Annotated in this window: 12 protein-coding genes and 1 riboswitch; of the genes, 4 read left to right on the top strand and 8 right to left on the bottom strand. The window is 54.4% G+C overall.

Going from position 1 to position 13,290, the window contains the following annotated elements; translation table 11 throughout:
- Position 1: 1 nt before the first annotated feature.
- Positions 2 to 1,255, top strand: coding sequence for an L-methionine/branched-chain amino acid transporter (gene yjeH, locus I2D83_RS17920; RefSeq protein WP_205947037.1), 1,254 nt, complete (start codon positions 2 to 4; stop codon positions 1,253 to 1,255).
- 89 nt (positions 1,256 to 1,344) lie between these two features.
- On the opposite strand, the gene ubiK is transcribed toward yjeH, so the two are convergent.
- Positions 1,345 to 1,626, bottom strand: coding sequence for a ubiquinone biosynthesis accessory factor UbiK (ubiK, locus tag I2D83_RS17915; RefSeq protein WP_012773475.1), 282 nt, complete (start codon positions 1,624 to 1,626; stop codon positions 1,345 to 1,347).
- Between the two features lie 318 nt (positions 1,627 to 1,944).
- A riboswitch (FMN riboswitch) is annotated at positions 1,945 to 2,121 on the top strand.
- 126 nt (positions 2,122 to 2,247) lie between these two features.
- Between ubiK and ribB the strand changes: the two genes are divergently transcribed.
- Positions 2,248 to 2,901 carry a 3,4-dihydroxy-2-butanone-4-phosphate synthase gene (ribB, locus tag I2D83_RS17910; protein ID WP_012773476.1) on the top strand — a complete coding sequence of 218 codons (654 nt, stop codon included), beginning with the start codon at positions 2,248 to 2,250 and terminating at the stop codon, positions 2,899 to 2,901.
- A gap of 108 nt (positions 2,902 to 3,009) precedes the next feature.
- On the opposite strand, the gene tehB is transcribed toward ribB, so the two are convergent.
- From tehB to norV, 3 genes are all read right to left on the bottom strand, one after another.
- Positions 3,010 to 3,870: an SAM-dependent methyltransferase TehB gene (tehB, locus tag I2D83_RS17905; RefSeq protein WP_205947036.1), complete on the bottom strand. Its 861-nt coding sequence runs from the start codon at positions 3,868 to 3,870 to the stop codon at positions 3,010 to 3,012.
- A gap of 105 nt (positions 3,871 to 3,975) precedes the next feature.
- Positions 3,976 to 5,127, bottom strand: a complete 1,152-nt coding sequence (gene norW, locus I2D83_RS17900; protein WP_205947035.1) for an NADH:flavorubredoxin reductase NorW — start codon at positions 5,125 to 5,127, stop codon at positions 3,976 to 3,978.
- Between the two features lie 7 nt (positions 5,128 to 5,134).
- On the bottom strand, positions 5,135 to 6,664 hold the full coding sequence (gene norV, locus I2D83_RS17895; protein ID WP_205947034.1) for an anaerobic nitric oxide reductase flavorubredoxin: 1,530 nt from the start codon (positions 6,662 to 6,664) through the stop codon (positions 5,135 to 5,137).
- A gap of 165 nt (positions 6,665 to 6,829) precedes the next feature.
- Here norV and norR point away from each other — a divergent pair, with 165 nt between their 5' ends.
- Positions 6,830 to 8,368 (top strand): nitric oxide reductase transcriptional regulator NorR, encoded by a 1,539-nt coding sequence (gene norR, locus I2D83_RS17890; protein WP_205947033.1) that lies wholly within the window; start codon positions 6,830 to 6,832, stop codon positions 8,366 to 8,368.
- A 210-nt stretch (positions 8,369 to 8,578) separates the two neighbouring features.
- On the opposite strand, the gene fumA is transcribed toward norR, so the two are convergent.
- The 3 genes from fumA to I2D83_RS17875 all read right to left on the bottom strand — a co-directional run bounded on the left by fumA (position 8,579) and on the right by I2D83_RS17875 (position 11,952).
- Positions 8,579 to 10,222, bottom strand: a complete 1,644-nt coding sequence (fumA, locus tag I2D83_RS17885) for a class I fumarate hydratase FumA (RefSeq protein ID WP_012773481.1) — start codon at positions 10,220 to 10,222, stop codon at positions 8,579 to 8,581.
- Positions 10,223 to 10,803: 581 nt separating this feature from the next.
- Positions 10,804 to 11,040 (bottom strand): helix-hairpin-helix domain-containing protein, encoded by a 237-nt coding sequence (locus I2D83_RS17880; RefSeq protein ID WP_205947032.1) that lies wholly within the window; start codon positions 11,038 to 11,040, stop codon positions 10,804 to 10,806.
- A gap of 18 nt (positions 11,041 to 11,058) precedes the next feature.
- Positions 11,059 to 11,952 carry a LysR family transcriptional regulator gene (locus tag I2D83_RS17875; RefSeq protein WP_012773483.1) on the bottom strand — a complete coding sequence of 298 codons (894 nt, stop codon included), beginning with the start codon at positions 11,950 to 11,952 and terminating at the stop codon, positions 11,059 to 11,061.
- Between the two features lie 140 nt (positions 11,953 to 12,092).
- Here I2D83_RS17875 and I2D83_RS17870 point away from each other — a divergent pair, with 140 nt between their 5' ends.
- On the top strand, positions 12,093 to 12,563 hold the full coding sequence (locus I2D83_RS17870) for a multidrug/biocide efflux PACE transporter (RefSeq protein ID WP_180778124.1): 471 nt from the start codon (positions 12,093 to 12,095) through the stop codon (positions 12,561 to 12,563).
- A gap of 23 nt (positions 12,564 to 12,586) precedes the next feature.
- Here the strand turns inward: I2D83_RS17870 and I2D83_RS17865 are convergent, their stop codons facing one another.
- Positions 12,587 to 13,249 carry a DNA-3-methyladenine glycosylase family protein gene (locus I2D83_RS17865; RefSeq protein ID WP_180778125.1) on the bottom strand — a complete coding sequence of 221 codons (663 nt, stop codon included), beginning with the start codon at positions 13,247 to 13,249 and terminating at the stop codon, positions 12,587 to 12,589.
- Between the last annotated feature and the right edge of the window lie 41 nt (positions 13,250 to 13,290).

The following is a 13,290-nucleotide window of genomic DNA, read 5'->3' as shown; positions in this document are numbered from 1 at the left end:
TGTGAGTGAAGCAAAAGGATTAAAACAAGAGCTTGGCCTGATTCAGGGCGTGGGGCTGCTTTCTACCTCTCTGCTAGGAACCGGCGTGTTTGCGGTTCCTGCGCTGGTCGCACAGCTGGCGCAGCAGGATAGCCTGTGGGCGTGGCCGATCTTGATCCTGTTTGTTTTTCCTATCGCGATTGGCTTTGCCGCACTGGGGCAACATTTTCCTAATGCGGGCGGCGCAGCACACTTTGTTAATCTGGCCTTTGGGCCGCGTATGGCGCGAGTGACCGGCTGGCTATTTCTTTCCGTTATTCCGCTGGGGCTACCCGCTGCTTTGCAGATTGCTGCCGGGTTCTGGCAGGCAGCATTTGGCTGGAGCGATCTGGGGCTGCTCTGCGTACAGTTGCTGACGCTGGGCGGTATCTGGCTGCTTGGCCTGCGCAGTGCAGGATCCAGCGCCAACATTCAGATTATTATCGCGATGTTGGTGGTGGGGTTGGTTGTTGCTATCTGGTGGCAGGGCGATATTACGCCTGCACATATCCCCTGGCCGTCGGTACAGGAACTGTCATGGTCTAACACCTTTGGTGCGCTGGCGGTGATGTTCTGGTGCTTCGTCGGCCTTGAAGCGTTTGCCCATATGGCGACGGAATTTCGGGTACCGGAGCGGGATTTCCCACGGGCTTTACTCATCGGTATGCTGGTTGCTGGCGCGGTTTACTGGGGATGTACGGTGGCCGTACTGCATTTTAAGGCTTATGGTGAAGGGATTGCCGCAACGGCTTCACTACCGGGTATTGTCGTACAGCTATTTGGCGAACATGCACTGTGGATTGCCTGCTTTGTCGGGTATCTGGCCTGCTTTGCCAGCGTGAATATCTACACCCAGGGATTCGCCCGTCTCGTCTGGTCGCAGGCAGCGAAAGGCAGTGCGCTGGCGAAGCTGTCCGCAGGGCAGGCACCGGTAAATGCGCTGTCGGTTGTGGTGACCTGCTGTCTGGTGTGCTGTCTGTTGATTTACTGGCTCAGGCTACCGCTGGATATGCTGATTGTGTACGCGAACGGCATCTTTGTGCTGATCTATTTGCTGTGTATGCTGGCTGGGTGGCACTTGCTGAAAGGGCGCGCCAGAGTCATGGCGGCAATCGGAGGCATGCTCTGCTGCGCGCTGTTGCTGATGATCGGTTGGAAATCGCTGTATGCGTTAATCATGCTGGCCCTACTATGGCTGTTCCTGCCGCGCAAGCAGGTTGAACTGGTTTCCCACTGAGTTCGTTTCTTCTGAATGTTGCGGTGCTGGGAATCGAGCAACGCCCTGATTAGGGCGCTGCATCGCGATGATGACGGGGTATGTGAGGATTAGTCGTTTTCCGGCGCTGCGGCGGGCTTTTCTTCCGCAGACAATTTCGCTTCCAGCTCCGTCAGGCGCTGTTCCAGACGGGCAATCTTCTCGCGCGTGCGGAGCAGAACCTGCGTCTGAATATCAAACTCTTCACGGTTCACCAAATCCAATCGGGTCAGCTGTGCTTGCAAGACCTGACGAATTTTTTTCTCCACATCATCACCCAATTCCCGGATGCCTTTTGGCATAGATTCATGCACTTGACGGGCGATTTGCTCAATCTTCTTTGGGTCAATCATGTCGCTTTCCTGATTAGGTTATGTAAGGTCACTACTATATACCCGTCATACTTCAAGTTGCATGTGCGTTGGCTGCGTTCACTCACCCGAATCACTTACCTGAGTAAGCTCATCGGGATTCCTTCTCTTGCCGCCTGCCTGAAACTCGAATTATTTAGGGTATAACAAGTGTAATGCGAGTTGTGGGATGGATAAACTAAATCCGCTCCCTGCTTTGCACATATTCAGCATAATTTTACTGTAATTCAGCATACGTTTTGCCCTATTTCCTGCGGCGGATCAATTGCCCTGTCGAGGTATTAGCGTTATAGTAAACCCGCTTATTCTCAGGGCGGGGTGTAATTCCCCACCGGCGGTAAACCAGTATACATACTGGAAGCCCGCGAGCGCTCGTGCTGCGTTTTCCGATTTTATTATCGATTTCGCAACGTGGGGTCAGCAGATCCGGTGCAATTCCGGGGCCGACGGTTATAGTCCGGATGGGAGAGAGTAACGGTATCTGTCGGGCTGTATGCCCGCTCGCGTTATTTTTGTTAGCCATTGCTATGCAACCAGTAGTAGTGGTTACTCCTCAAGCTCGCCCTGATTCTGGTAATTCATAATAACATTGAGGTTTTTACCATGAATCAGACATTACTTTCTGAATTTGGCAATCCTGCTGAACGCGTAGAACGCGCGCTTGATGCATTGCGTCATGGCCGCGGCGTGCTGGTGTTGGATGATGAAGATCGTGAAAACGAAGGTGACATGATCTTCTCCGCTGAAAATATGACCGTTGAACAGATGGCGCTGACGATTCGTCACGGTAGTGGCATCGTGTGCCTGTGCCTGACGGAAGAGCGTCGCCAGCAGTTGGAATTGCCGATGATGGTGGAGAAGAACTCCAGCCATTACCAAACGGCGTTCACCGTAACCATCGAAGCCGCCGAAGGCGTGACGACGGGGGTTTCTGCTGCGGATCGTCTGACGACTATTCGTGCCGCGATTGCGGATAACGCCAAGCCGAGCGATCTGAATCGTCCTGGTCACGTATTCCCGCTGCGTGCCCAGCCGGGTGGCGTGTTAACGCGCGGTGGTCACACTGAAGCAACGGTTGACCTGATGACGCTGGCGGGCCTGAAGCCGTCTGGCGTTCTGTGCGAACTGACGAACGATGATGGCTCAATGGCGCACGCGCCGGAAGTGATCGCGTTTGCCAAACAGCACGACATGCCGGTACTGACGATTGAAGATCTGGTGGCTTACCGCGTAGCGGCAGAGCGCAAAGCCAGCTGATTCACGCAGATACCACGCAGACAAAAGGGCCGATTTATCGGCCCTTTGTTATTTTATGACCTAAGTTTTTAGCGACTTAGGTTTTTAACGAATAGCGTTTTTAGCGACTTACGGCTTTTTTGCCAGCAGCGTGGCGAAGCGCAGTTTGATGCGGTTGCCGTGCGCATCCGTCTTGTGCAGTTCACCCATATCCTCGTTGTATTTGAGGATCTCCCAGTCGGCGTAATAGTTCTTTAGCTCGTTTTCTTTAAAGGTAAAGGAGAAGGGCATTGGGCACGGGCAATCTTCCGTCGACATCGCGGCGATAATCAGGTTATAGCCACCGTTAACCGTGCTGTCCTGCATATTGCTGATGATGTGCGGAATCCGGTCACGTTCCAGAAACATCAGCACGACGGTCGACAGAATGAAGTCATACTGCTCTTTGATTTCCGCCAGATTGATGTTGTAAACACCCGCCCGAATGTGTTCCAGCGCTTCGCTCTTGATGATGTTATTCAGCGAATCAATGCTCTGTTCGTGTTTATCGCAGGCGGTTACATCAAATCCGCGCAGGTTCAGGTACAGCGAGTTACGCCCGCCGCCGCAGCCTAAATCCAGCGTTTTGCCCGGTTTGATGTGCTGCACGGCGTTGATCACTTCTGAATGGGTACGCGTCAGACCGTATTTTTTATGGTAGAAATCTTCCGCTGAGCAGAAAAAGCTGAGCTGACATTCCAGATCGTCAGAGAAAGAAACGATGCGGTGCCACGCCTGTGGCTCAACAAACGGCGGCTGGTTCTGCTCAGTGAAGTGAAACGTCTCCAGCGTCTCGCCGTCTTCGGTCAGCATGGAAAAGGTCATTTCCCCTTTCAGCACGGTCAATTTTGCCCAGGTGCCTTCCTGCGTGTTGTGCTTTTCCTGGAACGCGGCAGGCAGCGTCTGGCTGTTCCACTGTGGCATCTTCTTATAACAAATGAGATCTTGCATTTTTACCTCGGTCTGTAAATTCCAAAAGCTATAGCCGTATTCTATTAATCCGCACGCAGGCTGACCAGAAATATGTATTTTAAATGCATTATTTATTTTGCCGTGTCAGGCCGTGGTTGAAGTTACAGTGGAAAGCTGTCGCAGCAGCGGAAATGCCTCTTTCATCCGCTCTCCGCCGACCACAAAGGCGCGTAGCACCTGCTGACTATCCAGCGCTTTCGCTACCATACCTTGTTCGTTCCATTCCTGCTGCCAGTGCAGGTCGCCACTTGTGGTACCCCCCGCCATCTGCAAGGGAAACAGCGGCGTTTTGATTTTAACCAGCATCGGCGGCAGCGCCAGTGCTTCACTGGCACCTAACAGATTCTTCGCCAGCGTCATTGCGCTGAGCTGAATGGGCTGCAGGAAAGGCAGGAGCTTACCGCCAATCTCCGCGCAGTCGCCCAGCGCATAAATCTGTGGATCGCTGGTTTGTAACTGTGTATTGGTTTGAATGCCTTTCTGCACTGCCAAACCTGCCGCTTTCGCCAGCTGCGTGTTGGCCTGCAAGCCGATAGCGGAGATGACTTCATCCACGTCGACGGTTCGGCCATCGGTAAATGTCGACCGCACGCCAGTTTCGGTTTTCTCCAACTGCTGTAGGGTCGTGTTCAGCAGCAGCGAAACCCCTTGCTGCGTCAGAGTGAATTGCAGACGTGCACTGACTTCGGGCGGCATCAACGCGGGCAGAATGCTGCTGGCACAATCAACCAGCGTAACTTGTTTTCCCGCGCGCCCCAGATCCATCGCCAGTTCGGTGCCAATCAACCCGGCACCGAGTACCAGTATACGTTCGGCCTGCCAGAGCCGACTTTCGTGAGTACGGTATTCCTGCTGGCTATTGAGCGTCAGCATATGCTCGCGTCCTGGAATTGGCGGCACCATCGCACTGGCACCGGTCGCGAACACCAGTTTGTGGTAATCGTAACGCTCCGTGCCGCAGACAACCTGTTGCGTATGGCGGTCGATGGCGGTGACGCGCGTATTCGCCAGCAGCGTAATACGGTTTTCTTCGGCAAATGCGGTCGCCTGCATCTTGGTCAGATCGTCGGCGTGCTGTTGCAGGCTCATCACATGGCTCAAATCCGGCTTGTTGTACTCATCGCCGCTGTCAGCGGTGATCAGGCGGATAGGGCGGTGCGCATCCAGCTTGCGGAGCTGTCGAATAAGCTGGCGGGCGGCAAAGCCTGCGCCAATAATCACGATATCTTTCATCATCCTCTCCTTAGCGAATCGGATTGAAAACGTCTTTACCCAGCCCGCATTCCGGGCAGAGGAAGCTGTCTGGTACGTCCGACCACATAGTGCCGGGAGTCACATCCTGCATCGGTTCACCAAGCGCTGGATCGTAAATCCACTGGCAGACGCTGCACTGCATACAGCCGTTTTCTGATTGTGCCGCTGGCTGTGCGGTTGATTGTGGCGCAGCGACTTCACTGCAACCACAGGCGCTCTCGGCGGGGGCGCTCACACTCTGCGGGGCGCTTACGGTTTGCGGCGCCACCGTGGTCTGTTTTACTGGCGAGATGACGCGACGGGCAGGCGTATCATCCAGTGGATGCAGCGCCCACTGACGTGCGATTTCACGGCCGTGCTCGCGGCAAATTTCCAGCGCGGAACCGTCAGGACGCCACTTGGTTTTCAGCGCTAGCGTAGTTTCAAAACCGGCGTCCATCAGACGGGTTTGAATGCGATCGACCGCGCCGCCGTTCCAGCCGTAGCTGCCGAACGCTGAGGCTTTTTTGTTTTGGAAACGCAGGCCAGTGATCTCTTCCAGCATGGCGGCGACCTTCGGCATCATCACGTTATTCATGGTGGATGAACCGACGAGCACGCCTTTCGAACGGAAGACCTGCGTCAGGATTTCATTCTTGTCGTGGCGGGCGACGTTATAGATTTTCACCGCGACGCCGGGGTCGACATCGTTGATGCCCTGCGCGATGGTGTCGGCCATCATGCGAGTGTTGTTGGACATGGTGTCGTAAAACAGCGTGATGCGATCTTCCTGATAGCTGTCCGCCCACTTCAAATACAGGTGGATGATCTGGGCAGGATCGTCACGCCATACCACACCGTGTGAGGTTGCGACCATCGACAGCGGCAGATTGAAGCCCAGCACTTCGTGGATCTTGGCGGTCACTAAGCGGCTGAATGGCGTCAGAATGTTGGCGAAATAGCGCTGGCACTGTTCGAACAGTTCAGTTTGATCCACTTCGTCATTGAACAGGTGTTCATCGCAGTAGTGCTGGCCGAACGCATCGTTACTGAACAACACGGCATCTTCGGTCATGTAGGTCATCATACTATCCGGCCAGTGCAGCATCGGCGTTTCGATAAAGATCAGCTGCTTGCCGTTGCCGATATCCAGCGTGTCGCCGGTTTTGACCGTGTGGAAATGCCATTCAGGGTGGTGGTGGTGACCGGTGATGGAATCGATCGCGTTGTGAGTACAGTAAATCGGCGTATTGGGAATCCGTGCCATCAGCTCGCTCAGCGCGCCGGCGTGATCCTCTTCGGCGTGGTTGATCACGATGTAGTCAATCGTGTTCAGATCCACTTCCGCCATCAGATTCTGGACGAAATCACGGCTGAACTTATGATCGACGGTATCGATCAGTACGGTTTTCTCTTCGCGAATCAAATAACTGTTGTAGCTGCTGCCTTGTAGCGTCTTGTACTCCGTGCCGTGAAAATCACGCACTTCCCAGTCGCGTTGTCCAACCCAGTGGATATTGTTCTTAACGTGAATTGCCATGTTCTGAAACCTCAATAGTCATAGTCGGGAAATATGCTGTAGAGATTGCAGGAAGCGTGCCATTTTTTATTTTATTGATTTGTAACGATTTAATAAATAGTTATTGTCAAAATGACATGGGTTGACTATTGTCTTAATGACACAGATTTGTCATTAGGACACACCATGACGCTCTCCATCAATGCCCTTGCCCGCATCGCTATCGAGCTGCAAATGGGGCTATCGAATCAGGATCGTTTTCAGCGCTTGATTAACAGCCTGCGCCAGCTGCTGCGCTGTGATGCCTCGGCGCTGTTACGCTACGAAAATCAGCTGTTCCGCCCGCTGGCGATCGACGGTCTGGCGCCGGACGTGTTGGGGCGACGCTTTCGTCTGTCCGATCATCCCCGTCTGGAGGCCATTGCCCGTGCGGGTGACGTGGTACGCTTTCCGGCGGACAGCCAGCTTCCCGATCCGTATGACGGCCTGATCCCCAGTCAGGAGGATCTTAAGGTGCACGCCTGCGTCGGCCTGCCGCTGTTTGCCAATCAGAACCTGATCGGGGCGCTGACCGTGGACGGTATGGATCCCTGCCAGTTCGACCATTTTAGTGATGAAGAACTGCGGCTGGTGGGGGCGATGGCGGCGGCGGCGCTGAGTAATGCGCTGCTGATGGAACGCCTTGAGCGGCAGTTGCCTGCACCAGTGCGTGCCGAAAGTCCCGTGGCGGAAAGCGTGGAGGAAATGGTGGGGTTGTCGGAGCCGATGTTGCGGCTAAAGAAAGAGGTCGATATCGTCGCGGGTTCCGATCTGAACGTGCTGATTATGGGAGAAACTGGCGTTGGTAAAGAGCTGGTGGCGCGCGCGATTCATCGCGGTTCCAGCCGGGCAATTCATCCTCTGGTGTACCTGAACTGTGCCGCGCTGCCGGAATCGGTCGCAGAGAGTGAACTGTTTGGCCATGTGAAGGGCGCATTTACTGGTGCAATCCATCACCGCACTGGCAAGTTTGAAATGGCGGATAACGGCACGCTATTTCTGGATGAGATTGGCGAACTGTCGCTGACGCTACAGGCTAAGCTGCTGCGCGTATTGCAGTATGGCGATCTCCAGCGCGTGGGGGATGACAGCAGCCTGAAAGTGAACGTACGCGTGCTCGCAGCGACTAACCGTGATCTGCGGCAGGCGGTGCTGGATGGTGCTTTCCGTGCCGATTTATTCCACCGTCTGAGCGTGTTTCCCCTATCTGTACCGCCGCTACGTGAGCGCAGTCAGGATGTGGCGCTGTTGGCCGGGTTCTTCTGTGAGCGTAGCCGCGTGCAACTGGGGCTGGCGCGGCTGGCGTTGACGGCAGACGCGGGCGCGCTGTTGGAACAGTACGACTGGCCGGGGAATGTGCGCGAGCTGGAGCATGCCATTTACCGTGCCACCGTGCTGGCAAGAGCGGGACAGGAATCGGGTGAGGTGCTGTTAGGCCCTGAGCATTTCAATCTTGAACTTTCCACCCAGCCCGTTCATACCCCCGCAGGAGCACCGAGTGCTACCGGCAGCGTACCGGATTACTTCATCAGCGGCGGCTTGCGAGAGGCAACGGACGACTATCAGCGTCGGATCATCCAACATACGCTGGCACGCCATGAGGGCAACTGGTCATCCTGCGCGAGAGAACTGGAAATAGACAGCGGCAACCTACACCGTCTGGCGAAGCGGCTGGGCATCAAATAAAAAACGCCCCGAAAATCGGGGCGCTGTAGACCGTAGACAAACCTATTTACCGAACGAAAACGGGAGTAACGGAATAGAAGAGTAAAGCGTTTGCGCCATGGATGGCGCAAGCCGAGCGCACATGGACGTGTTTACAGCGACTTTACGATCTATCCGTTACTCCCGCTCGGCTGGCGTTAGTGGCTAACCTCTAATCACAGCAGAAGTGAGTTAACCGCATTTCACGCACTTGGCGCTCTGAATCACCTGGAAGAAATCGTTGCCTTTATCATCGACCAGAATAAAGGCTGGGAAATCTTCAACTTCGATTTTCCAGATGGCTTCCATTCCCAGCTCCGGGTATTCCACGCAGGTCAGGCTCTTGATGCTGTTCTGTGCCAGAATCGCTGCCGGGCCGCCGATGCTGCCGAGGTAGAAACCGCCGTGTTTATGGCACGCGTCGGTCACCTGCTGGCTGCGGTTGCCTTTTGCCAGCATGATCATGCTGCCGCCGTTGGCCTGCAGTAAATCGACATAGGAATCCATACGGCCAGCGGTGGTAGGGCCTAACGAGCCGGACGGGTAGCCCTCTGGTGTTTTCGCCGGACCCGCGTAGTAGATCGGGTGATCTTTGATGTACTGCGGCAGGCCTTCGCCGTTATCCAGACGCTCCTTCAGCTTGGCGTGAGCAATGTCACGGCCCACGATGATGGTGCCGGTCAGGGAAAGACGGGTGGATACCGGATATTGCGATAGCGTCTTGAGGATCTCGGCCATCGGACGGTTCAGGTCGATTTTAACCGCATCGCCTTCGCCCGTTTCACGCAGATGCTCAGGAATATATTTACCTGGATTCTGCTCTAACTGCTCCAGCCAGATCCCCTTGCGGTTGATCTTGCCTTTGATGTTACGGTCAGCAGAACAGGACACGCCCATACCTACAGGGCACGATGCGCCGTGGCGTGGCAGACGGATAATCCGCACGTCGTGCGCAAAATATTTACCGCCGAACTGCGCGCCCAGACCCAGATCGCGCGCGGCTTCCAGAATTTCCTGCTCCAGCGCGACATCACGAAACGCCTGACCGTGCTCGTTGCCTTCGGTCGGCAGTTCGTCGTAGTACTTGGTCGATGCCAGCTTAACGGTTTTCAGCGTGGTTTCTGCCGACGTGCCGCCAATCACAAACGCGATGTGGTACGGCGGACAGGCCGCGGTGCCCAGAGAACGCATTTTCTCGATCAGGAAGCTTTTCAGCTTACCCGGCGTCAACAGCGCTTTAGTTTCCTGATACAGATAGGTTTTGTTAGCGGAACCGCCGCCTTTGGTGACGAACAGGAATTTATAGTCTTCGCCTTCGGTACTGTAGAGGTCAATCTGCGCAGGCAGGTTGGTGCCAGTGTTGACCTCTTTGTACATGTCCAGCGCAGCGTTCTGTGAGTAGCGCAGATTGTCTTCAATGAACGTGTTGTATACGCCCTTGGACAGCGCTTCGGCATCGTTACCGCCGGTCCAGACGTTCTGGCCTTTTTTACCGACGATGATCGCCGTACCGGTATCCTGACAGGTCGGCAGGATGCCCTTGGCGGAAATTTCTGAGTTGCGCAGGAATTGCAGGGCAACGTATTTATCGTTTTCGCTGGCTTCCGGATCGTTAAGAATATCGGCAACTTGCTGCTGGTGAGCGGGGCGGAGCATGAAAGAGGCATCGTGGAAGGCTTGCTGGGCCAGAAGGGTCAACGCGGCTGGCTCGATCTTCAGGATGTCCTGACCTTCAAATTGTGCGACAGAAACAAAGTCGCTGCTCAGCAGGCGATATTCGGTGTCATCTTTACTGAGTGGAAAAGGATCTTGGTAATAGAAGGGTTTATTCGACATTTTTTTCTCACTTGCAATTGCATTAATTAGTAAATTTTTCACCTTATAGGATTCAGCATCTTATTATTAAGGCGTATTACCGCAGCACTACAGGGATGTCTCGAATACAAAAGTAGTAATCACCATAATAGTATGGTTTTTTGTCGGGAAGTACTACTTTGGTACATCACAATAATAGGGATGTACGTGTTATTTTTTTCTGTAGAAGGCGGATGGAATGGCGGCACAGCACAGGTTTCCTGTGTGCGGACGCCACGGGAAATGGCACGCGGTTTAACGTGAAGATATTCCTCTTTTATACCCGTTATACTTCAAATTGCATGTGCGTTGGCTACGTTCAGTCACCCGAATCACTTACCTGAGTAAGCTCATCGGGATTCCTTCTCTTACCGCCTGCCTGAAATTCGAATTATTTAGGGTATAACTGACTTAATTAAGTAAAGTAAATGGTGAAATTAAAAACAATAACCATTTATTCTTTAATGTTATTTAATGGCGATATAAAGAAATCGTTATTGGCTTTTTATCGCTTGACGTAAAACGAGATCGCCACAACAGCCACGGTGCTGTGGCCGATGTGATTACTGATGTGATTTTGCCAGCGTAATCGCGGCGGTGATGGCGGCACGTGCCTGCGGGCTGTTTTTCCAGCAGGTTGAGCCCGTCAGTGCGGCGGCGTTTGCCACAATATCGCTAACGTCGGCTTCGCTCAACTGCGTCAGCGTGGTGAAGCCCATTTGCTCCAGACGGGCGACTACCGCAGGGCCAACGCCTTTTACGGCCAGCAGCGCCTCACGCTCCTGTGGGGAAAACGTCATGATTGCTCCGTAGATAAATCAGCGAGTGTCACCATAGTGTAGCGTACTCTCTTGTTGAGCAAGGAGATTGTCGATCATCCACAGCCCAGCAGGGCCGGGTGGATGGGGTTTAGACCAGACAACGTCGACGTCAATCCACTGCGGCCAGCCCGCCACAGGCAACTCCACCAGCTTCTTCCGATCGTATTGCGCCACCAGCCAGCGCGGAAGCATGCTCCAGCCGTGCCCTTGTTGCGCCATTTCCAGCAGCATAAGGTAGGACGGCGCAGACCAGACGATCCCTTCTGGTTGCAGCTGGTCGCTGCGTTTATAGGTATTGAGATAGAGCTGACGGACGGTCGCCAACTGGCTGCGCGTCACGGTTTTTTCAGCGGCGAGCGGGTGAGCTGCCGACACGAAGAGAGCCATTTCCGTCTTAACCTGCAAACGCGCGGCGGCAACATCGGGCGGGTAATCCGCCTGAGCGCGTAATATGCCAACATGCGCCCGGTTCATTTGCAGCAGATCGATCACGTCATCGCCTTCTGCAATCAGGCACTCAAATTCAATATCAGGAAATTGCTGGGCGAAACGCTGGAGTACAGGTTCGTAGTGAGCCGCTTGCCAGATGTCGGACAGCATAAACGTCAGACGGGGTTCGATATGGTCGGCCAGACGGATTGCCAGTTCATCGAGATCTTCGCTGGCAGATAAAATCGCCTGTACGTGGGAAAGCACTTTTCTGCCCGCCAGCGTGAGCGTGGGCTGATGACCGGAGCGATCGAACAGCGTCAGCCCCAGATCGGCCTCCAGATTGGCGATAGCCGCGCTGATAGTGGATTGGCTTTTATGCAATCGTCGGGCGGCGGCGGAAAACGAGCCCGCATCAACGGTGGTGACAAACGCCAGCAAGGATTCTGGTGAATAACGCATTGTACCTCTATCGCTTTTATCGATGGAATCTAACTGTACTCTACCACCTTATGCGATGAAAATAAGGCCGTAATACGATGCCATCCATGGTCATGGCGAAAATTGACCAGCAACTTGCAATAAATAAAAGTGAATGTGTTATGCAGAACAAAACCAGCAAAACCTTACGTGAGCGTGTGTACCATGCGGTGGGCTTTGAACTGATCGCGTTGTCGATCTGTGCGCCGGCGGGTGCCTGGCTGCTGAATAAGCCACTCTTCGATATGGGAGCTCTAGCCATCATGCTGTCCAGCGTCGCGATGATCTGGAATATGATCTACAACACGATATTCGATCGTCTGTGGCCTGCGGATCGTGTGAAGCGCCGGCTACCGGTTCGTATCGCCCACGCGCTGGGGTTTGAAGGCGGTTTTATCCTGATTGGTCTGCCGCTGGCGGCGTGGATGCTGAACGTCACGCTGTGGCAGGCGCTGATGGTGGAGATCGGCTTCTTCCTGTTCTTCCTGCCGTACACTGTGGTGTATAACTGGGCCTACGACACCCTGCGGGAACGCATTGTGAACCGCCGTCGCCACGTTCGTCAGGTGTCGACCAGCTCCCGTCTGCGCTAATTCATTTACGTTAATTCTGTGCGTTACCGGTGTGTCAGTTTAAAGTGCTGATACGCCGGTAGCTCCAGCGAACGCCACAAATACCATGACGCCACCGTGCGATAAGGCTGACATTGCAGGCTGAGTGCCTGCAAATCGCGCGGTTTCGGCATATCCTGCAAATCGTAAACGTAGCGCAACCCCTGACGAATACCGAGATCGTCGAGCGGCATGATATCGGTGCGTTCGAGCGAATAAATCAAAAACATTTCTACCGTCCAGCGCCCGATCCCCTTGAGCGACGTCAACTGCTGAATGAGCGTGTCATCATCCATCTCTGCGGCTCGTTCGAGGCTAGGCACCAAACCGCTCAGCGCTCCCTGCGCGATACCGTGTAGCGTATCCGCTTTGCGGGCAGAAAAACCGCACTGCCGCAGCGTGTCGGTGGAGCAGGCCAGCATCTGCTCCGGGCTGGGAAAGGCATCGTCATGTACCCGCAGGAGCTTCGCGACCATCGCGTCCCCGGCTCGCGTCGTCAGTTGCTGATAGGCAACGGCACGCATCAGTGCCTCATAGGGTTCCCGGTGTGGCGCGGTCTGATGGCGACAATCGCCAACCTGTTCGATCAGGCTGGCCCAGCGCGCATTGATGGCGCTGAGATGGGTTTTGGCCTGCTGCGTGAAATCCAACGGCGGATGGGATGGCATAAACGGCTTCCGTGATGAGAATGCAAAGGGCAGAAAACGAG

This window comes from Pectobacterium aroidearum (genome assembly GCF_015689195.1).
GTDB classification, from domain to species: Bacteria; Pseudomonadota; Gammaproteobacteria; order Enterobacterales; family Enterobacteriaceae; genus Pectobacterium; species Pectobacterium aroidearum.
The sequence above is the reverse complement of the archived record's forward strand: the minus strand, read 5'-3'. Positions and strand labels throughout refer to the sequence as shown.